17 protein-coding genes and 1 riboswitch are annotated in these 19,608 nt (G+C 41.4%); of the genes, 10 read left to right on the forward strand and 7 right to left on the reverse strand.

The genetic code is table 11. The annotated features are described in order from the left end of the window. The first annotated feature begins 34 nt into the window (after positions 1-34). The 6 genes from IPM71_03535 (at position 35) to IPM71_03560 (ending at position 6,568) form a co-directional block, all read left to right on the forward strand. Complete coding sequence (locus IPM71_03535; GenBank protein ID QQS51807.1) at positions 35-1,477, forward strand: hypothetical protein; 1,443 nt, start codon at positions 35-37, stop codon at positions 1,475-1,477. A 404-nt stretch (positions 1,478-1,881) separates the two neighbouring features. Then, positions 1,882-2,685: a toxin-antitoxin system YwqK family antitoxin gene (locus IPM71_03540; GenBank protein ID QQS51808.1), complete on the forward strand. Its 804-nt coding sequence runs from the start codon at positions 1,882-1,884 to the stop codon at positions 2,683-2,685. Positions 2,686-2,736: 51 nt separating this feature from the next. After that, on the forward strand, positions 2,737-4,383 hold the full coding sequence (locus IPM71_03545; protein ID QQS51809.1) for a S8 family serine peptidase: 1,647 nt from the start codon (positions 2,737-2,739) through the stop codon (positions 4,381-4,383). Between the two features lies 1 nt (position 4,384). Then, positions 4,385-5,749 carry an exodeoxyribonuclease VII large subunit gene (locus tag IPM71_03550; protein ID QQS51810.1) on the forward strand — a complete coding sequence of 455 codons (1,365 nt, stop codon included), beginning with the start codon at positions 4,385-4,387 and terminating at the stop codon, positions 5,747-5,749. 24 nt (positions 5,750-5,773) lie between these two features. Then, positions 5,774-5,983, forward strand: coding sequence for an exodeoxyribonuclease VII small subunit (gene xseB, locus IPM71_03555; GenBank protein ID QQS51811.1), 210 nt, complete (start codon positions 5,774-5,776; stop codon positions 5,981-5,983). Between the two features lie 93 nt (positions 5,984-6,076). Further along, complete coding sequence (locus IPM71_03560) at positions 6,077-6,568, forward strand: porin family protein (protein ID QQS51812.1); 492 nt, start codon at positions 6,077-6,079, stop codon at positions 6,566-6,568. 509 nt (positions 6,569-7,077) lie between these two features. Here IPM71_03560 and IPM71_03565 read toward each other — a convergent pair. The 5 genes from IPM71_03565 to IPM71_03585 all read right to left on the reverse strand — a co-directional run bounded on the left by IPM71_03565 (position 7,078) and on the right by IPM71_03585 (position 14,128). Next, on the reverse strand, positions 7,078-7,962 hold the full coding sequence (locus tag IPM71_03565) for a hypothetical protein (protein QQS51813.1): 885 nt from the start codon (positions 7,960-7,962) through the stop codon (positions 7,078-7,080). Positions 7,963-8,349: 387 nt separating this feature from the next. Next, positions 8,350-10,644 (reverse strand): TonB-dependent receptor, encoded by a 2,295-nt coding sequence (locus IPM71_03570; protein ID QQS51814.1) that lies wholly within the window; start codon positions 10,642-10,644, stop codon positions 8,350-8,352. A 28-nt stretch (positions 10,645-10,672) separates the two neighbouring features. After that, positions 10,673-10,767, reverse strand: a riboswitch (TPP riboswitch). A 131-nt stretch (positions 10,768-10,898) separates the two neighbouring features. Further along, positions 10,899-11,609 carry a HesA/MoeB/ThiF family protein gene (locus IPM71_03575; GenBank protein QQS51815.1) on the reverse strand — a complete coding sequence of 237 codons (711 nt, stop codon included), beginning with the start codon at positions 11,607-11,609 and terminating at the stop codon, positions 10,899-10,901. A gap of 42 nt (positions 11,610-11,651) precedes the next feature. Beyond that, a complete protein-coding gene (locus IPM71_03580; GenBank protein QQS51816.1) occupies positions 11,652-13,136 on the reverse strand; it encodes a hypothetical protein in 1,485 nt (494 codons plus the stop codon). A gap of 137 nt (positions 13,137-13,273) precedes the next feature. After that, the gene (locus IPM71_03585; GenBank protein ID QQS51817.1) at positions 13,274-14,128 is read right to left on the reverse strand and encodes a type IX secretion system membrane protein PorP/SprF; all 855 of its coding nucleotides are present in this window, start codon (positions 14,126-14,128) and stop codon (positions 13,274-13,276) included. 167 nt (positions 14,129-14,295) lie between these two features. On the opposite strand from IPM71_03585, the gene IPM71_03590 reads away from it, so the two are divergent. From IPM71_03590 to IPM71_03605, 4 genes are all read left to right on the forward strand, one after another. After that, positions 14,296-14,877 carry an RNA polymerase sigma factor gene (locus IPM71_03590; protein QQS51818.1) on the forward strand — a complete coding sequence of 194 codons (582 nt, stop codon included), beginning with the start codon at positions 14,296-14,298 and terminating at the stop codon, positions 14,875-14,877. Further along, positions 14,874-16,019: a gliding motility-associated C-terminal domain-containing protein gene (locus IPM71_03595; protein QQS51819.1), complete on the forward strand. Its 1,146-nt coding sequence runs from the start codon at positions 14,874-14,876 to the stop codon at positions 16,017-16,019. Before IPM71_03590 ends, IPM71_03595 begins: the two co-directional genes overlap by 4 nt. A 109-nt stretch (positions 16,020-16,128) precedes the next feature. Next, positions 16,129-17,286 (forward strand): aldo/keto reductase, encoded by a 1,158-nt coding sequence (locus IPM71_03600; GenBank protein QQS51820.1) that lies wholly within the window; start codon positions 16,129-16,131, stop codon positions 17,284-17,286. 9 nt (positions 17,287-17,295) lie between these two features. Continuing rightward, positions 17,296-18,141: a hypothetical protein gene (locus IPM71_03605; GenBank protein QQS51821.1), complete on the forward strand. Its 846-nt coding sequence runs from the start codon at positions 17,296-17,298 to the stop codon at positions 18,139-18,141. 51 nt (positions 18,142-18,192) lie between these two features. Here IPM71_03605 and IPM71_03610 read toward each other — a convergent pair whose 3' ends face one another. Further along, entirely contained in the window at positions 18,193-18,993 is an 801-nt protein-coding gene (locus IPM71_03610) for an SOS response-associated peptidase family protein (GenBank protein ID QQS51822.1), read from the reverse strand. A 231-nt stretch (positions 18,994-19,224) separates the two neighbouring features. After that, positions 19,225-19,581 carry a thioredoxin gene (gene trxA / locus IPM71_03615; GenBank protein ID QQS51823.1) on the reverse strand — a complete coding sequence of 119 codons (357 nt, stop codon included), beginning with the start codon at positions 19,579-19,581 and terminating at the stop codon, positions 19,225-19,227. Between the last annotated feature and the right edge of the window lie 27 nt (positions 19,582-19,608).

Raw genomic sequence — 19,608 nt, forward strand, 5'->3', positions numbered from 1 at the left:
TCATAAATCCCTAAGGGTACAAATACTATCTGCCATGCCAGTAAATTTTTTCGTCACGAGCGAATACCCTGTCCGCACGAATACTCAGGCCACCCTTCTTATCAACGGAGAAGAAGCCTGGGCTGAAGTGAGAACTCAGATTGCCAATGCCCAGGAAAGCATTCATCTTTGCTTTTGGGCAATGCAAAATGACATCGAACTAACCAGAAATCTTGCAACAGCGATTAGTAATCCGGCTGACCGACTCAGCAATACCATCTACACCTTAATACGAACTAAATTTCGTGCAGGTGTGAAGGTTAGAATTCTTCTATGGGACTATCCGTTTAATGCCAGACAGAACTTTGCCGATACCCTGATCCGGCTCTCTGGTGCTGTGGGGCACCTGGAAGTCATGTACCAGGAACACCCCGACTTTGGTGGCAGCTGGCATCAAAAAACCATTGTGATAGACAATAATGTTGCCTTTGTTTGTGGAATGAATGCAAAACAAAACGACTGGGATACCAATGCCCATGAAGCCTTCGATATCCGACGGGCCGCCTTTGATGCCGATGCCTCTGCACGCTCATCCCTGGCCCGCCATCGCGATCCCTCGTCCATCAATCCACCCCGGCATGACTATATGGCAAAACTTACCGGAGATGCGGTACATGACGTAGCTTCGAACTTTGCCGAGCGATGGAATTTTTGTAAAACAAACAGACTCAATTACCACCGACATGCTACTACTGTAACATTGCCCACTCTTGCTTCAAGCGGAACTGGCATTCGCTCGCAAATAACGCGTACACTTCCTCCTTATGGATCGGCTGTAATCCGACGAACGGATATTTTAGAAGTGTACCTCTCAGCCATCCGAACCGCAGAAAGGTATATTTATATCGAAGATCAATATTTCCGCTCCGAACCCGTAGCACAGGAAATAGCAAGGGCGATATCCAGAAACCGCGACTTAATTGTGGTGGTGGTGGTGCCACCCGACTACCTCACCACCTATTCGCCCGGTAGCAGGTTGGAGATTGCATCGCCCAGCACTTACTGGACACATGCTGCCTTTCAGGAAATAAGGCGTGTTAGGCCGAATTTTCAGTTTCATTTCCTGCAAACCTATTACACCAACAGCGAGGGTGTCATTACCTTTCTGCCCATTGACCTCCATGCCAAACTGATGATAGTAGACGATGCCGGCTATACAGTGGGATCGTGCAACGTTAACGACAGAGGGTTCAGTGCCGATGGCGAGATGAATGTTTCAGTAATGGATGCCTCGGTAGTTGATATCCGAAAAAGGATTTTTGGGTTGCACCTGAAGCAGGCATGCCCCGACGACATTGCCGCTGCTTTTAGGATGTGGGAACAGCACACCCAGTTTAACAATTTAGCATGGTCGAGAGGAACGGTGCCTCGTAGTTTTATCTTCTCGTATAACCAGGCCGGCCCATTATTGCCTGTCACCACACGCACTTTTGTATAATAAACCTGAAAAGGAACCTCGAGAATTAGTCTTTAGAATGAATAATAAGAAGCTGTTTTATTAAACGGCTTCTTATTTTTTTAGTAGGAGTCCAACTCTCCAGTCTGACAATAATTTTGTTCAAACACTCCAATTTATAACCCTCACGGCTAAGCGAAGAATTTCAGGATAACATTTAAGCGTTCAAATAAATATCCTTTTCATTTTATTTCCATAAAACCCATTTATTGTTAATCTCCAATTTTTCAACGATGCTCTTTCAGTTTTATAATTTACAGTGTTTAGTACTATCTTTAGCTTAATTTTCGTTATTGAACTGAAAACAAATGTGTGGAGTTAAATCCATCACTTCTCAGCAATATTAAAAAACAAGTAAAGGCAACTAAACAAATACACCCGGTACAATGAACTTAAGATGGATTCCTTTGATAGCACTTATTGCATTTACCTTTACAACATTTGCACAAAACGACACAATCTTCAATCAGGTCGATGCAAGGGGATTCAAACAGGGATTTTGGCAAAAGTCCTACCCAGAAGGAAAACTCATGTACCGTGGCGAGTTTAAAGATAACCATCCGGTGGGAACCATGTTTCGATATTACGAAAGCGGTGACCTTCAGGCGAAGATGCACTTTAGCGAGGATGGCAATTATGCTGCTGCCAGCCTCTTTTACGAAGACGGTGATATATCTGCCGAAGGTTTTTATTACCAAAATCTTAAAGACAGTACCTGGAGGTATTATAGCTATTATTCCGGCGCATTGGTTAGCGAAGAAAACTACCTGAAGGGAAAAAAACATGGCACCGAAACAAGCTATTACGAAAACGGTCAGGTATCTGAACTTATCCATTGGCAGCTTGACACCAAAGAAGGACCTTGGATTCAGTATTTTCCTGATGGAAAAGAAAAACTAAAAGCAACTTATTCCTTCAACCTGTTGAATGGACGGTATTATTTTTATTACGAGAATGGCCTGATGATGATTCTGGGTAATTTTGTCGACAGCCGCCGGCATGGTCCCTGGGTTTTTTATGACGATGCCGGAAAAGAAAAATACAAAATAGAGTATAATTTCGGAGAGGCACTCAACGCCGATGCTCTGCTAAAAAGCGACCAGGAGTATTTTGATTTTATCGAAAAAAATATGGGAAAATTTGAAGAGCCCACCGAAGAAGATTTTTTGCGGAATGGTGGTGGCTATTAGGTTCTATCATTCACAAATTTATTGTCTGACAAAAAACCGTTTATATCACAGATGCCCACTGCCAAATACTATATTACAGCTTTTCTGCTTTGCATAATGATACTGAGCGGTTTGCATAGTCAGGTTGCACCCGATTTATACTGGCTGGAATTTACCGACAAACAAAACACGCCCTTCAGTTTGAATAAACCAGAAGAATTTCTTTCGCAACGGGCAATTGATAGAAGAATACAACAGAAAATACTGGTAACAGAACAGGATATTCCTGTAAATAAAACCTATACCGATAGTCTTTTAGATTTCAATCTAGAGCTTGTCCTTGTTTCGAAATGGATGAATGGCGCCCTAATTCGATGTGCCGATACAAACACACTGAACGCAATTCAGCAACTTACTTTTATTAAACATCTCGACCGCTATCCACATCTCCCGGAAACTAAAAGCAGCAAGGACGAGAAATATATTCTTGCTTCTGAGCCGGCCGCTGCGGCAAATTATCAAACGCAAATTGAAATGCTTGAGCTCGATTACCTGCACAACCAGGGTATTAATGGAAAAGGGGTGCTGATAGGTATTCTGGATGCCGGTTTCAAAGATGTGCAAACCGTCGAATCGCTGCAACATATGTGGGATAGCAACAAGGTATTGGCCATGCGCGACTTTGTGAAAGATGAAGAGAATATGCTTTCCAATCATACGCATGGCACTTTAGTATTTTCCATTCTGGCTGGATGGTGGCCCGATAGACTTGTGGGTAGTGCCCCAGGTGCCCACTATGTGCTTGTGCGCACCGAAAAAGGCGACACAGAATATCTGGCAGAGGAATACAGCTGGCTAGCCGGTGCCGAATTTGCCGATAGCATTGGGGTCGACATCATCAATTCGTCATTGGGTTATTTTCAGTTTCATGACAGCCGGCAAAACCATAGCTACGACCAGCTCGATGGCCAAACAACCCCTGTAACACTAGCTGCATTGCATGCAACCCGCAGGGGAATATTAGTAGTAAACAGTGCAGGTAATGAGGGCGACAACGACTGGTTTCAGATTATAGCCCCGGCCGATGCCGATAGCATACTCGCTGTAGGTGCAGTCAATTACCAGGAGACCATCACAGCTTTCAGCTCCAGGGGCCCCTCTTCTGATGTTAGAATTAAACCAGATGTAAGTGCCATGGGACAATATACTTATGGTCAAATCGCGAGGGGTGCTATCTATAATTGCAACGGAACCTCCTGCTCGGCACCACTTATTACTGGTTTGGCAGCTTCGCTCAAACAAAATAACGGGCACTGCACTGCCCAGCAGTTACGCGAAGCCATCATAGAGAGCAGCGACCGCTTTCAATACCCAGATAACAATTATGGCTATGGCATTCCGGACGCATTGCTGGCCAATGCTATTCTTTTAGAACTGAAGAATGAATCGGACTTAACCGACATAAAACTCTTTCCGAATCCTACACAGGAAAAACTGTACATACAAATTAACCTTCCATGGCTGCAACAGGCAAAATCAGGTATTGTATATGGCCTCGACCTTGCGGGAAGAATGCTTTTTAAGTACGAGACGAATTTTGTGCCTGACATGAATATGTTCGAAGTCCCTCAAACACCAATACTCGATGCTGGCTTCTATATGCTCTATGTAGAAATAGATGGACGGTTTTACAGTCTTCCCTTTATTAAAATCGATTGAAATGAAGGCTGCACCCCTTACCCTCGAAGCCCTCAATAAAATAATTAAGTCCATCCTAAAAGATCAACTCGATAGTTTTTGGGTGGTGGCCGAAATAAACGAAATCACTCTCAACTATTCGGGTCACTGCTACCTCGAGCTGGTGCAGAAAAGCGAAAAAAACGAGCAGCTTGTGGCAAAGTCCCGTGCTACAATCTGGAACAATGTGTACAGGATGTTGCAACCCTATTTCGAGACCACTACCGGGCAAAGTCTGGCAGCCGGAATGAAGGTTATGGTGCGGGTTATCGTAGAATTTCACGAAGTATATGGCCTTTCGCTTAACATTGTCGACATCGAGCCTACCTATACAGTGGGTGAGATAAGTTTGCGCAGACAAAAGATTCTGCAAAAACTAACCAACGAAGGAGTCATTGACATGAACCGCGAGCTTCTTCTGCCTTACTTCGTAAACCGTATTGCCATTGTTTCGTCGAAAACTGCAGCCGGCCTGCTCGACTTTCAGAACCAGCTACACCATAACCCACAGGGATTTCAGTTTTACTCCAAAGTATTTCCTGCCATTATGCAGGGCAATGAGGCCGAAGGATCTATCATCAATCAACTTGAACGAATTTACCAACATGCCGACCTGTTCGATGTGGTAGTCATTATACGTGGCGGGGGCGCAGCCGCTGACCTCGAATGCTTTAACAGCTACTGGCTGGCCTATCACATTACCCAATTCCCCTTGCCTGTTTTGAGCGGTATTGGGCACGAGCAGGACGATACCGTTACAGACCGGGTGGCACATACCCGCCTGAAAACACCAACAGCTGTTGCCGGGTTTCTTGTCGATAAAATGCAGGAAGTAGCGCAAGACCTTGCAGAAACAAACGAAAACATCATGGACTTGTGCCAGGAAAGAATAGCAGTACATCAATCCTTGCTCGAACAGAGGGTACGAAGCTTGCAAAAGTATTACACCAGAGCCATGAATCTTGAATCGAAAACACTGTCAAAGGCAATTCTTCAAATGAGCACGCTGGCACGAAAAAAAATGTTTTCACTTGAGCATACACTGGATAAATCTTGTGAACAATTAAAAAATACGGCCTACCGGCAACTCGACCAACATCTATTTTCCATGAACTCTGTTCATTCAGAATTTAAATCCAGCTTAAAAATCATTCTCAACACAGAACAGCATCACCTAAGTATGTTGGAAAAAAGCCTGCTTTACAACAACCCCCGGCATATACTCGAGAAAGGATTTACCTTAACCCTCAAGGACGGACAAAGAGTAAAACATGCAGATACCCTGAAAAAAGGCGATGTTGTTGAAACCGTATTTGCAGATGGCAGGAAAAAAAGCATTATCGACTAAACAATATTCATAAACTCCATACTTATGGCCAAACAAAACACTAGTTATAACGAAGCCTTCGGTGAGTTGACCCGCATACTCGAAACCATCGAAAATAAAGAACCCGATATGGATAGCCTCACAGCACAGGTTAAAAAAGCTGCCGAATTGGTAAAATTCTGCAAAAGCAAACTTTTCGAAACAGAGGCAGAAATTGAAAAAATTCTCGAAGATCTGGACCACACGGAGAAATAAACTACTATTCTGAATATGAAAAATTATTTACTTTGCAACTAAATCCCATTCGACTTGACCTTATTTGATTATTCACCTAAATATGCAACAACAATGAAAAAAATCGTTTTTATTTTACTTGCCGGTCTTTTAACGACCAGTCTTTCAGCCCAATCTTTTGATGTTTCGAATCTGCGTGCAGGTGTCGGATTGTGGTATGCATCGGACATTGATAATTTTGGTCTGAGCCTCAACGCAGTATACTCCTTTACCGAACAGTGGGAAGGCGCTTTTAGCTATACCCATATCTTTAAGCAGGATTATGTAAGCTGGAATATTTTCGATTTCGATGCCCATTATATTTTCGTAACCCCCAGCGACAAGCTCAATGTGTATGCTCTGGCTGGTATTTCTATTGTTTCTGGACATTTCGATGGATCAGATTTTGGTTTGGATGATGAAACTGACTCTGATGTTGGCTTAAATATTGGCGCTGGCTTAAATTATGACATCAACGAGGACCTTACACTTTCTCCGGAATTACGTTTTACTTTGCAGGATGATAGCTTTATGCGCCTAGGAGCATCTATTCAATATAGATTTTAAACTTAATTGGCATAAATAGCAGAGGCGGCCTTTTTCAAGTGCCGCCTCTTTTTATATAAGCTCAGCGTAGGTAATTTTTTAATTACAGCATAAAATGGACAAATGATTAGCCTCTATTATGCCAGTTACAACCATATTTTAATTCTTGCCCACGCTCACCCCTCTTTCCCCTAAAGGGGAAGACCCCCGCGCTTTTCCCAGAAGGGAGGTAAAAAATGCCTGTTAGCAAATAAAGAACAAATGCTTGAAATTAATAATCATACAAGCTTTTTCTATCCTACTGGTATGATAATGCCTATTCATAATGGACAATATTATCTTAGATGCCTTGCTATTCTATGCTAACAAATTCAATAGTTATAAACTGAAAAAAGGTGTTTAACTATTTTACAGACATCAATTTATTGCCAGCAGAAACCTTATTGTAATGCTATTCCATTACTTTTTTGTTTATACTTTCAAATATAAGCTGCACTTGCTACTAATTATCTGCAATGTGGCTCAATGCTTTAGTTAACTTTAAATATTTCATATAGTCTTGACCATTGTATTGATTGACCTGGCTTAATAAATATTTTAAAAAACAATTCCGGACTGATCACATGTGTTGACCCCCAAAGATTCACTTTATTCGTTAGAAAACTTCCTGTTTCACTAATGCCAATCTTACTTTCAAGGTTGATTAACTCCCATTTTGCATCAACATTTTCATTGCTTGTGAGGTTACTAAAAAAGAATTGCTCTCGTGGAGTACCAATAAATTTGATTTCATTTTGCCCAATAATAACTTTTTGTTCAGTATTAACCGTTTCTCCAAATAATTCAGGTTTCAATTGAAATGGGAATTTTAAAATATAATTTTTCCCTATTAGTTCTCTATTAATTGCGATAAAATTGTGACCGTATTCATCTGTGGTAATATCCTTCTCGCCTGTATTTTTTAAATAATATTTAATAATAAAACCACTAGTATGTAATTCAATCTCTTTTTTCAATAAATACGAATAACCATTTACATCTTCTGATTTACAAATAATTTTAAGGCTATTTGGTTCAGAAATAATCTCAAATTCAGCTGGTTTAATCTCGTATTTTTTGCTAAACTGATATATAGAATCCTCCTTTTTTAATAATCCAACTCCTGGTTTGTGAAACCAGCCACCTATATTTGTTTCATCAAAACCTAATGCTGTCTCAATCCCAAATTCATTATAAAATCCTTTCCCAAAATAATTCTCATTCACAAAATCAGAGCATTCATTATTAGATATTTGAATATTTTGAAATTTCACATCCACAATTTTTCCGGTCCAGTCAAATCTTGAAAAGTTATAATTTTCAAGAGGCAGGTCAATATGAATTTCCAGATTTTTGTTTTTAAGTATATGTGCCATAATAGAAAAGTAGAAAATATTATTGTTAAAAGAACCTGTTGGAGTGCGATTTTAAAAAATCAAAATTGGGACACACGGTTTATTGAAATCTAAAATGTGACTCAAATTATAAAGTTAATCTGCCAAATTGTATCAATCGATACTAAAATTATAAAATACCTCCTTGCTTCGAAGAAATCACTTACAATAGCGGTCAAATCATCAATTAAGTCATGAAATATTAAAACACTTCTAATCTCCATCTCATTGATTTCTTTGAAGTTGGAGTGATATCTAATTCGCCAGCAAGTTTTTAAAATGGTTTGATTTAAAACAAACTTCATGTTAGAAAGTCACAAACTTATTTGTTCTTGTATGCGGTTTCCATTTTTGAGGCAAAAATCAGGCTTAAAAATTCATTTGCAACTTGACATAAAAATTGCGTGGTGGCTGCACAAAATAGCCAGGTTCATCAAACAGGCCATCCCAATCGGTATCGACCGGTGAGCCACTGTTAAAATATTGAGTATTGAAGAGGTTGTTGAGATAGAAATCGAGTTGCAAATTTTTTGTCAATTTTGTTAAAAGACTTGCATTGGCAACAAAAGAAGAAGGAGCTTTAAACCTGCAATCGTTGGTTGGTTCGAGGTAATAGCTACCCTGATACCTGCCGCTTAGGGCTGCCGTAAATCTATTTAAAAACGAATAGCTCAATGTGCCATTACCTATCCATTCAGGGCTTAAAGCAGGTGCTACATTTTTGTATTCAACAACATCGGCAGGAACATACTTTTCGATACGACTGTATAGCCAGGTGCCGTTGGCCTGCAACTGAAAATGGCTTAGGAAATCGACCGAAAAAAGGGCCTCCACACCAGATCGCATACTGTGCTCCATATTCTTGCGCAGTTGCAAAAAGCCTTCCTCCACAAATTCGCCAATAGGAGCAATTTCGTTGGTAAAGTTCATGTAAAACACGTTGCATTCTATTAGCAAGGGGGTTGAATTAAACTTCCAACCCAATTCCAGGTCGTTTACAAATTCGGATTTTACCGAATCGTTCAGTACATAAGGCAGATTGGATGGATTAAGCTGAAAACCGCCAAACAGATCTACTTTGGTAGGCTCTCGCCCTGTGCGCCCAAATGACAGGTACAACAAGTGTTTAGGGTTAACTCTATAATTCATTCCTGCTTTGGGATTTACAAAGAACCACTCTTTTTGCACATCCGGTTCGTTTGGCAATAAGGCTATATCGGGGGTTATGCGTAATTGAACCAACCGTGTTTGCACATCGGCAAAAAAGGTAAACGACCCGAATAACTGGCTTGCTTTGGCAAAAAAACTTATCTCATCCTTTTGTGAACTTTCGGAGTAATAGGGATTTTCTTTATCGGGCATAAGTTGCTCCCAGTTTTTTCGGTCGAAACGATAGGCATGGATGCCGGCGTTCAGGTTGAACTTCTTTTCGGCTGCCGAGAAATGCATCGTGCTGAGTAATCCCAAATGGTCGTTGCGCAATGGGTAATTAATCTGGCTGGTACCCACACTGTCTGTCCAGGAATATAAATAATCTCCTCCGGCGCCCTGGTAATAAAGTCCTGTAATAAGGTTTAGCTGGCTGTTAAATTTGTGGGTGTGCAAGGCCTGCACAAACCATTGTCCAAAATCATCGCGGTCGTTTTCGTTCAGGTAGTTGGTTTTGGGATCCTTCTGAATATCACTTAGTGACGCCGGCAGGTAAGCAAGTCCATTCTGCGACCTGCCAATAAATGTGTTTACTTTCAGATTATCGCGTTTACCAAAATAAGCCATCGAACCATAAAACGATCTGGCATCCGATGCTGTATGATGGCGGTAACCTTCTGAACTGAGTGTTGTAAAACGTGCCGAAAAAGCCATTTTATTGCCCATCACTCCGGTTTCGATACCCATGCTGCCGCGGTAAGTGCCAAACGAACCGGCTACTAGCTGTATTTCGGCCGAAGGTTTGGATTTAGCCAAAAAACCAGTTTCGTAACTGACCGACCCGGCATAAGATGCTGTTCCATTGGCTGTAGTGCCCACTCCCCTTTGTACCTGAACCGATTCGACGTTGTTCGAAAAATCGGGGAAATTGGAAAAAAATACACCCTGATCGATCATATCGTTCAGTGGCACACCATTGAGAGTTATATTGACACGGGTCTGGTCGATTCCTCTCAGGCTAAAAAAAGCATAATTTGCATAAGCACTTCCGGATTCGGAATACGAAACCACCGAGGGCGATATGCGTTCGAGCAGAAAGGGCGCTTCCTGCCCCACCATTATCTGCTGAATCTCTGCACGGGTATGGGTAGTGAAAGAATACGGATCGGCATACCCTGCCCTCGTTCCCCGCACCATCACATCTTCGCCAATAATTGCCTGGTTTGAAAGCGAAAGGTTTAATTCAATATTTCCTGTAACATCAATTGTGGTATCTTTTTCGGCATACCCCAGGAATGTGACAGACAGGGTATAACTTCCCTGCTTAGGAACCGACAAACTGTAACTGCCGTTGCTGCCTGTAGATACGCCCGTTTCAATTTCTTTCAGAAACACATTAGCCCCTAAAAGTGGCGTTCCGGCCGAATCGCTGATTACACCGCGAATAAAAAACTGAGAAAAAGTTTGAGACACAAACAAAAACAAATACACACACATCATTACATTCCGTAACATGACAAGAGATTTTAAGTGATTAATAAGACTTGTTTTGTCACTTTCTCCCTAAGCGGCATTACCCGCACAGGTTCAAGGAGTATGATCTCAGCCCGTTGTATTAAGGCACCCCCGAACGGAAAGTGGAGCGTAAAAATAGAGTTTATGTGGTTTTTTTCAAAGAAAAATGAAAAATTCTATTCAAACAGAGAAAATCATCCCCGCTATGGTTGAATTAAGAAGGGAAAAGCGAAAAACCCGTTGCCTTTTACAGTCTATAACTCAAGAAGATTGAAACTGTTTTTCTTTAACGAAAACTGCAATATTCTTCCAGCCAGCATCTCACCCTGACCTGTAATGATTTTTATCGCTTCGGCGGCCTGAATGCTGCCCGCAACTGCAGCGGTTACCCCCATTACCCCTTCAGTTTTGGAAGTGCTTGGTATCACACTGTCAGTTAAGCCAAAAATTTGCTGATAGTGATGCTTACCCTGGTAATTAAATACAGTAACTTGTCCCTCCCAGCCACGCACCGCTGCATATACCCATGGTTTATTCAACTCAATGGCAATCTGATCAGTTACCAGCCGGCAGTGATAATTGTCGCTGCAATCGACCAACACATCATAGTCAGGAGCGAGTTTTGAGGCTGACGTCAGGTTCCACTCAATGGCAAAGTGCTCAATTAGACTATCCCCGTTTCTTTCTTTTAAATACGTGGCTGCCAGTGATGCTTTTTCAATACCCAATTCAGCTTCGGTATAAATTACCTGCCTTTGCAGGTTGCTTAATTGAACTGTATCCTTATCAACTACTGCAATTTTCCCCACACCTGCAGCATTCAAGTACTGCAACACAGCTGTACCCAGTCCACCGGCACCGATTACCATAACGGAAGCTTCACACAACAACTGTTGGTGAGCCTCTGTAAATCCATCCACAAGCAATTGGCGACTGTACCTTTCTGATTGGGATTCAGTTAACATTCGAATTTAATTTCAACTAAAATAGAGAAAAATGGGAACTAACTAACGAACAATGGTAATGTTTACTGCTTTATTGGTATTGGTTATCATCAGGTAATTGCCCATGGGCAGCAGGTTGCCCGAGTCATCACGACCATCCCAGTAGGCAGGTGTTTCGATTTTACGAAGCAAGGTACCATTGCGATCGAATACTTGTATAAAGCCGGTATGCGGAATAAAATATTCATCTTCTACCCCATCGCTGTTGGGAGTAAACACAGGGTACTCTTCCAGACAGGTCTGCAACACAGTAATTTCTTCCAGCGAATATGCTTTGCATCCTTTCTGGTTGGTTATTTCGAATTTGTATGTTCCTTCGGGTACACTTGCAAAATCGTTTGTATAATTTTTTTTGACCGTGTTATACAAAGTCTGATTCACCACTACCCCTGGCTGATTGGTGGTAAGGCTCAGTAATTCGATCGCTCCATCGTTCCAGCATCCGGCATGTGTAAGGATATACTCTGCTGCTTCAATTGCAAGAGGTTCAAAAATAACATCTACTGTATCATAGAGTCCACAGCCTTCCTGGTTATTGGCATTTAGCCAGACTTCGCCTGACTCAGGAGTATCCGTCACAGCCTCTGTGCTGCCATTGAACCATAGGTAACTTGCGAGTGATGAACCACTCGCTGTGGCAGAAAGCATAACTCTCACGCATTCTTCGCTTGGCAGAATTTCCAGCGTACCCACTTCACTTAATTGAATATAAACGGTATCGACCGCTGCACAGTTTGAACTATTTGCCTGAGCCAGATAATAACCACTTCTTTGCGGAATTTCAACCGGATCGAGGCTAATTCCACCAGGTAAGGGGTAGAGTTTGTAGGCCGACACAGGTAACATTTGATTCATACCATTGTCGCAAAAAACAAGCGTATCGGGCAAATTAGCCTCTGCCAATGGTGTGATATTCAAAAACAATGTCTCCGCGCCATAGTTAATGCAGTAGTTCGAATTGATTTGTACTTCATAGCTGCCAGGTAAAGACTGGTAGGGAAGAAGGTTGTTGTTTGCATCGAAAACAATGCCGGCAGGTGCAACTAATTCAATAGAAGCCTGGGGAATATCTGTAATCGGAGCAATTTCCCTTTCGCCCTGGCAATATGTGCTGGGTGCAAAATAAAATTGCTGGTTGACAATGACACAATTTTTAAGATAAAGTACATCGGAAGTTGTCTTTGTAAAATCGACGGTAAAACTAAAATCCTGGCTGATGCAGGAACCCCTGCTTGTATTGGTATGTGTAAAAATCAGGTTGTTGTAATTGCTATTTAGATCGTAAGCTGCATTGCCTTGTAAATTGATTTGCAGGCTGGTTCCTGCTTTTGTTACTGCTGAACCCCATACAGCCTCGCTGCCGGTTTCGACAGACTCAACGGAAATCACATCGATGGTATCAACAGGGTAGCCCTGGTAAACGATGGGGTATTCGATTACCACCGATTTCTGGGCAAAGACTATGTTGTTGCATAGTATTAACAGCATACTTAGAAATAAAGCCCGGGTACAATATGAGGCGCAATAATTCATAAATCCTGTTATCCTGTTTAAAAATAAGTCGTTTTGCACACAATAACTACAATTAATATGCTTAGAAGTAACTCTTTTCATTCCTTTTTCATTTACCTGTAAAGCATTCTATCCCAGTTAAAATTAATGCCCAATTCCAGAAATCTTGCGGGCACACCCATGCTTTTAACCGGATAACCATAGCTAAGCGTCAGAGTCATACCCTTCAATTCTTCGGTCGGATCATGAAATTCGATGCTGTGGTTTAAAAAAGAATTGTTGATCAATCCCAAACCAACGGCTACTCTTTTCTTCCAGGTGCACAAAAGGTTAGCATTTACTTTATAATTATCCAAACCGCCCGGCAAAGAGAGCAAGGCATCGGTTTGCATTTCGAAATTGCTTGAAATACCAAAGTAGTAACCAGCCATTACGTTAAAATAAGGAACAAGCGACGATACCTCAGCCAAGGGTTGCAACTGACCCGAGAAGATCTGGTTATAGGAAATGCCTGAATAAAAATGCCGGTTATAGAATTGAATACCGATCATGCCGTCAGGTGCAATGTCCGATCCATTGCCAGAAAGCTCGGTTCCCTGCACTGAATAGTTAACCCCTCCGGCATAAAAACCACCTGCCATACTTAGATTTTTCGATACATGCCCATGCCAGACATAATTGAGGTAAGCGCGGGTGCGGTTCAGGTATTTCCCTTCCCTATCGTTATACAACATAGCACCCAATGCACTAAAGGGTGCATTGTTCAAGGCTTTTTGGCTGCCAATACGCATGCCGGCCTGCAAAAAATAGGTCGATATCTTGTTAAAATTTCCCAATAATCGCTGATTGCCCATACCAGCCTGATAATCTGATTCGGTACAATTCATGGCTGGATTGTACAACGTAAGATTGTTGTAAAATTGACCAAACTGAACCGGGTAAAGCGCAACCTCTTGCTGCGCATTCAAGTTCGCCGTCAATTGAAAAACAGCAAAAAAAGAGTATTTTAAGTGCCTAAAACGCATAGTAACAATTGACAGCCCTGCTATGAGTGGCTAAAACTATAAAATAGTATGGTACCTGATACCAGATGTGGTTACTTTTTAAGCCTTTGTGTGTAGAGAATACAAATAACTTGAAAACAAAAAATAGAAAATACAGCGATTCAGAAGTAATCGATTGTCTGCAAACCGGAGATGACAGCCTCGCGTTGGAGCACCTTTATGTTGAAGTTTTTCCGAAGATTAAAAAATACATTCTTTCCAATGCAGGCAGTTACGACGATGCATTCGATATTTTCCAGGATGCAGTAGTAGTTCTTTGCAGACAGGTTCATGCCGGAAAATACAATGCTGCGTTCGAGATAGACGGATTTTTATTTTTTGTGAGCCGTAACTTGTGGATTAACAAGGCTAAAAGGGATAAAAGAAAGGTAAGAATGTCCGAAAATTTTGATCATAGCGATAATTATGACTACTCTGACGACATAGTAACTGATGAAAAGGTCCGTGGACTGGGGGTTATTACAAAATTGCTGGGAGAAAAATGCCTTGAATTACTTAAACAATCGATTGTTTTTAAGGCATCGAGCGAAGAAATAGCAACCGAAATGGGCTTTGCCACAGCCAATGCGGTAAAGACCCAGAAATACAAATGCAAGCAGAAACTCCTTCAGATACTTGAAGAGAATCCGAAACTGAATGAATTGATACAATGAACCAGGCGCACACAAATTTCGAACTTATTGAATCTTTCCTTCTGAACAAGCTTTCGGAAAGTGAGCGCGAAGCCTTTGAAAAACAATTGGCAACCGACCCAAGCCTTCGTAAACAACTTAATAAGCACCGGCAACTACTTCGCTTTGTGGAAGATGCCACCTTAGTGGAAATAAAAAACAAACTCAAACACATACACAACCAACATACACCTAAGCAATTCGGAAATAGTCGTAATTTCATTTTTATTGCCGGAATTATTGCATTCATTCTTGCGGTATCATTCTTTCTCCGGTTGAGCCACAAAGTCACTAACAAACCACAAAAAGATTCGACAATTCAACAATCCGAATTGAATGAAACACAAATCAAGGCTTCGGAAGAAAGAGAAAAATCAGTCGGATTTTCGAAAGAGATTAACGCTGATCCGGAACCTGAGGTTAAAGGGAAAAAGGAAAATGCAGACCTTCCGGAGAAAGCTATGTCTGTTCAACTTACTTCAAAAACCAATTTCGTATCTATACCAATAACCGATGCATTGCCTGAATCCACTCAAGCTCCATTAAAAGAGGAGCCTGCTGTTAATGTTGTGTCTCCTTTTAAAAGTGATAAGGCAGGTGATGAATTGAAATATCCATGTCAGGATATAGAAATCAGGGCAGAAGTGTTGGTAAAAGAGAGTTGCAGTAATAAAGCTACAGGGCAAATAATAATTAACCCCGAAGAAATTACTGGCGGCACAGCGCCTTTTGAGGCATTTCTGGCTGGCAAAACTAATCCTAAAGGACTTCATTTTAAGGATTTATTTCCCGGAATTTACCAACTCCATATTTCGGATGCAACAGGCTGCACAAGTCTGTTGGGAAATTTTACTATCAATAGCATCGATTGCAGTTATGATTATGTTTTTGCACCCGACAAAGGCGAAGAATGGGAAATACCCCTGATTGAAACTGACGGAAAAATAAAAATCTATTCCAAGGCTGGTATTTTGGTGTATGAGCAGATGCTATTTGCTGGCACCAGACATACCTGGCAGGGAACCAATTCCTCGGGTTATGGTCTTGCAATGGGTGTTTACATTTTTGTAATCGAATGCCCATCTGGCGAGCCTTTGCAAGGCACCATCACTCTTGTTCGCTAAAAACCTGTAGGTTCGTTGGATTAATAAACCAATATCTTTGGCAATAATTAGTAGTGGTTTTGTTTTTTCATTCCAGGCTTTTCTATACCTTGACCAAAATATTTCTAAGATGAACACCTTAAACCGTCGCCGTTTTCTTCAAACAGGCATAGCTGGGGTGGCTGGTTTAGGAATAGCCACCACCCTGAAAGCCCAACCCTTAGAAGGTAAAAACCAAACCAAAATTGTAAAACGCAAACTTGGCAAAACCGGAATTGAATTGCCGGTATTGAGCATGGGTGTAGGTGCCTGCAACAGCCCCTCTGTTGTGAAAGGTGCCATGAAGCTGGGCATCGTTCATTTCGATACAGCCCATGTTTACCAGCAAGGCAACAGTGAAAAAATGTTGGGCGAGGTGCTGAAAGAGTACCCTCGCGATAGTTTTGTGATCGCTACAAAAGTAAAAATCACCGATTCGAAAGAAACTTTTCTGAAAACCCTCAACGAAAGCCTGGAGCGCCTGCAAATACCCTTTGTCGATATTCTTTACCTGCATGCTGCATCCAGCCGCGAGGATATACTCAACCCCTTGATGCTGGAAGCCATGGCCGAGGCAAAATCCTCCGGAAAGGCAAAACACACAGGCATTTCAACACACAAAAACGAGATAGAAGTATTACAGGCTGCTGTAGAAAGCAACTTTTATGAGGTAGTGCTTACGGCCATCAATTTTCAACAACAACATCGTTTTGAACTGATGGAGGCAATAAATCAGGCTGCAAACGCTGGATTAGGAATTGTGGGCATGAAAGTAATGGCAGGAGGCTATCTGGACAAAGAAAAAACACAGCCTGTTAATTGTCTGGCAGCCCTTAAATGGGTGTTGCAAAACGAAAATATTCATACCACCATACCCAGCATGGTGAACCTCGAACAGCTTTTACAAAATGCTGTCGTACTAGAAAATATTGAGCTAAATGAACTGGAGAAAGAGCAACTTCAGCTGGCTTCCAATCAATCCGGACTGTATTGCAATGCCTGCGGAAAATGTATCCCTGGGTGTAAACATTCTCTTCCGGTTCCTGAGCTTATGCGTGCTTACATGTATGCCTTTGGCTACAAAGAGACCAAAAAAGCGAAAGATCTGCTAGTTTCGGTCAATTCCACACTTTCTTCATGCCATGAGTGTTCAGCCTGTACCGCCAAATGTGTAAAAGGTTTCGATGTGCCGGCGAAAATCAGCGAGGTTTCACAACTGTTGTCAATTCCAGATGAATTTCTTACCTAAGTATTTGTTATGATGAAAAGAACCGTATTGTTTCTTTTAGTATTGTCATTCGGTGTGCCAGTCATCATGGCTCAAACCGATTTATTCCCTGAAATGAAGCCATGGACAAGAGAAAGCGAAATAAAAACGTACGATAGCGAGATTTTGTGGGAATACATCAATGGTGCTGCCGAGTACTACCTTCGGTTTGGCTTTCAAAAACTGGAAACTGTGGAATATGCCCTCGATGAGAATAATTATTTAAAAGCTGAATTGTACTGGCATTCTTCGCCCCTTAATACCTTTGGAATTTATGCCTTCGAGCGGCCCAACGATGGTGATTTTCTGAATATTGGAAATGAAGGATACAAGGCTGCATCGGCCTTGAACTTTTATTCGGGCAATTGTTATGTAAAAATTCACTCCAACCAGGCCGATAGCTTCACCCTTAAAACCATTGAAGACATTGCGACATCAATTTCAGAAAAACTGGAAAACCAGAGCAATGAAGTAGCAGAATTAAGACTCTTGCCTAAAGAGCAGCGAATAGCTCATAGCGAAAAATACATACCAGAGAATTACCTTGGCTATAGTTTTTTTAAAAATGTAATTACCGCCTCGTTTCAGGATGACAAAAACAGTTATGAAATGTTTTGCATTGCATTAGAAAATAACGACTCTGCCCTTGAGCCTCTAAAAAGGTATGCTACCCAAATGAATTTGGAATCTGATTTTAAACCCGATACAATTTATACTTTTGACGATGTTTTCAATGGAATGGTATCTGTTATTGTTAGCAACAGCATGCTTTTGGGGGTGGTAAACTCCAAACCCGAAAATGAATCAGGAAATATCCTCCGCAAGATTCTTGAGTAATAAGTTTTAATCCATCAATAATATTGGTGGTGGCCCTCTAAAAATCCTCAGTTATCGCCAGATTTTAGTTTCTGGTTTTTCGGTTTCTGTCTTTTGTCCAAAACGGTATTTCTGCGACCGCAAGAAAGAACCAATCAATCCGTTATGTTCTTTGTAGGGCCTTATAAAATCAGCTATTGGCATTACTACCGTTCTGTCATTCAATAGAGGCGATATCTTATCAGACGCAACCTCGTAAGCATTTAACAATGAATCCTTACAAGGCTCAATCAGGCGGGTTACTTCTATCAAATGAGCATTACTCCGTATCCATTTCGAGTGTTTGCCCGAATCAAGTATAAAAGGAGCCCGATCCATGCCAAGTTGCGCAAAGATACCATGAGATGGAAGTGTAAGAAGCGAAAATCCTGTGTATACATCCCTATCCATAATGGTGGGTTTCCAACGGTCGTAAACTCCTGCCAGAGCTAGCGGCGAGCGATCCTGATGAAAAAAGAGAAAGTTCATGCCATTGTGCTGGCAAATGATATAATCGGCAGGAATAACGCATCGGGTTTCGCGAATAGGCCTGCGAAAAGCCGGATCCTGTATAATACGTATTTTAAGTGGAGCTTCGGAATCAGAGCTCAGGCCTCCGTCGACAGGTGCTTCGGAATACTCTTTACGCTGAGCCAACCAGAAAGGCACCATACCATAACTGGCTTCGGTAAATGTATGAGGCAACTCGCAAGTGAGAATCTGACAGTTTTGCCCTGGTTGAATATTATAATGTGGGTTAAAGGTATCCTGAAGTGTGGCTTCGAAATATTGCTCAAAGCCAACTGCTTTTCCTATTTGACCAATGATTATCATAACATCAGATTTTGATGCGATAATTTAAGGGATTAATTGCATACTTGTCACTGATATTTGACCAATCTATAAAAAAAATAGTGGAATATTCAAGACTTAAAACTCAATTCAATCCAGCATGTGGACATACTTATGCCCAATCAAATATTCATTGAATGATTTCTTTTCATTCAAGCCTCCTGAAGACTTAGGTAAGAACATCTCCCTTATGGAAAGAAGCACCGAAAAGTGCTATTCAACCCCCATCACTTCTTTAAATGCTTTTTTTAAGCTCTCTTTAGGCAAGGCTCCCATGGCCATTTGGGGTTGGCCATCGAGTGGCACAAAAAGCAAACTTGGTATGCTACGAATACCAAACATAGCCGCCATCTCCTGCTCACTCTCCGTATTCACTTTGTAAATATTCAGCTTACCATCGTATTCAATGGATAGTTCTTCCAACACAGGAGCTAATGAACGGCAAGGACCACACCAGTCGGCATAAAAATCAATCAGACAGGGTTTGCTGCCCTCAAACTTCCAGTCTTTGTTAGCCTCGAAATTAAATACCTTTTCTTTGAAACTCTCCTTGGTAAGATGCTCTATCATGATGTGTGTAATTTATTTGTTTAACAT

The sequence above is a fragment of the Bacteroidota bacterium genome, assembly GCA_016699695.1.
In the GTDB taxonomy this organism is placed as follows: Bacteria; Bacteroidota; Bacteroidia; order Bacteroidales; family UBA10428; genus UBA10428.

Excerpts from the sequence above, each read along its gene's own strand:
- IPM71_03575 (QQS51815.1), bottom strand. The coding sequence starts at position 11,609 with ATGTTAACTGAATCCCAATCAGAAAGGTACAGTCGCCAATTGCTTGTG.
- IPM71_03540 (QQS51808.1), top strand. The coding sequence starts at position 1,882 with ATGAACTTAAGATGGATTCCTTTGATAGCACTTATTGCATTTACCTTT.
- IPM71_03605 (QQS51821.1), top strand. The coding sequence starts at position 17,296 with ATGATGAAAAGAACCGTATTGTTTCTTTTAGTATTGTCATTCGGTGTG.
- IPM71_03550 (QQS51810.1), top strand. The coding sequence starts at position 4,385 with ATGAAGGCTGCACCCCTTACCCTCGAAGCCCTCAATAAAATAATTAAG.
- IPM71_03570 (QQS51814.1), bottom strand. The coding sequence starts at position 10,644 with ATGTTACGGAATGTAATGATGTGTGTGTATTTGTTTTTGTTTGTGTCT.
- IPM71_03565 (QQS51813.1), bottom strand. The coding sequence starts at position 7,962 with ATGGCACATATACTTAAAAACAAAAATCTGGAAATTCATATTGACCTG.
- IPM71_03600 (QQS51820.1), top strand. The coding sequence starts at position 16,129 with ATGAACACCTTAAACCGTCGCCGTTTTCTTCAAACAGGCATAGCTGGG.
- IPM71_03545 (QQS51809.1), top strand. The coding sequence starts at position 2,737 with ATGCCCACTGCCAAATACTATATTACAGCTTTTCTGCTTTGCATAATG.
- trxA (QQS51823.1), bottom strand. The coding sequence starts at position 19,581 with ATGATAGAGCATCTTACCAAGGAGAGTTTCAAAGAAAAGGTATTTAAT.
- IPM71_03595 (QQS51819.1), top strand. The coding sequence starts at position 14,874 with ATGAACCAGGCGCACACAAATTTCGAACTTATTGAATCTTTCCTTCTG.
- xseB (QQS51811.1), top strand. The coding sequence starts at position 5,774 with ATGGCCAAACAAAACACTAGTTATAACGAAGCCTTCGGTGAGTTGACC.
- IPM71_03535 (QQS51807.1), top strand. The coding sequence starts at position 35 with ATGCCAGTAAATTTTTTCGTCACGAGCGAATACCCTGTCCGCACGAAT.
- IPM71_03580 (QQS51816.1), bottom strand. The coding sequence starts at position 13,136 with ATGCTGTTAATACTATGCAACAACATAGTCTTTGCCCAGAAATCGGTG.
- IPM71_03610 (QQS51822.1), bottom strand. The coding sequence starts at position 18,993 with ATGATAATCATTGGTCAAATAGGAAAAGCAGTTGGCTTTGAGCAATAT.
- IPM71_03560 (QQS51812.1), top strand. The coding sequence starts at position 6,077 with ATGAAAAAAATCGTTTTTATTTTACTTGCCGGTCTTTTAACGACCAGT.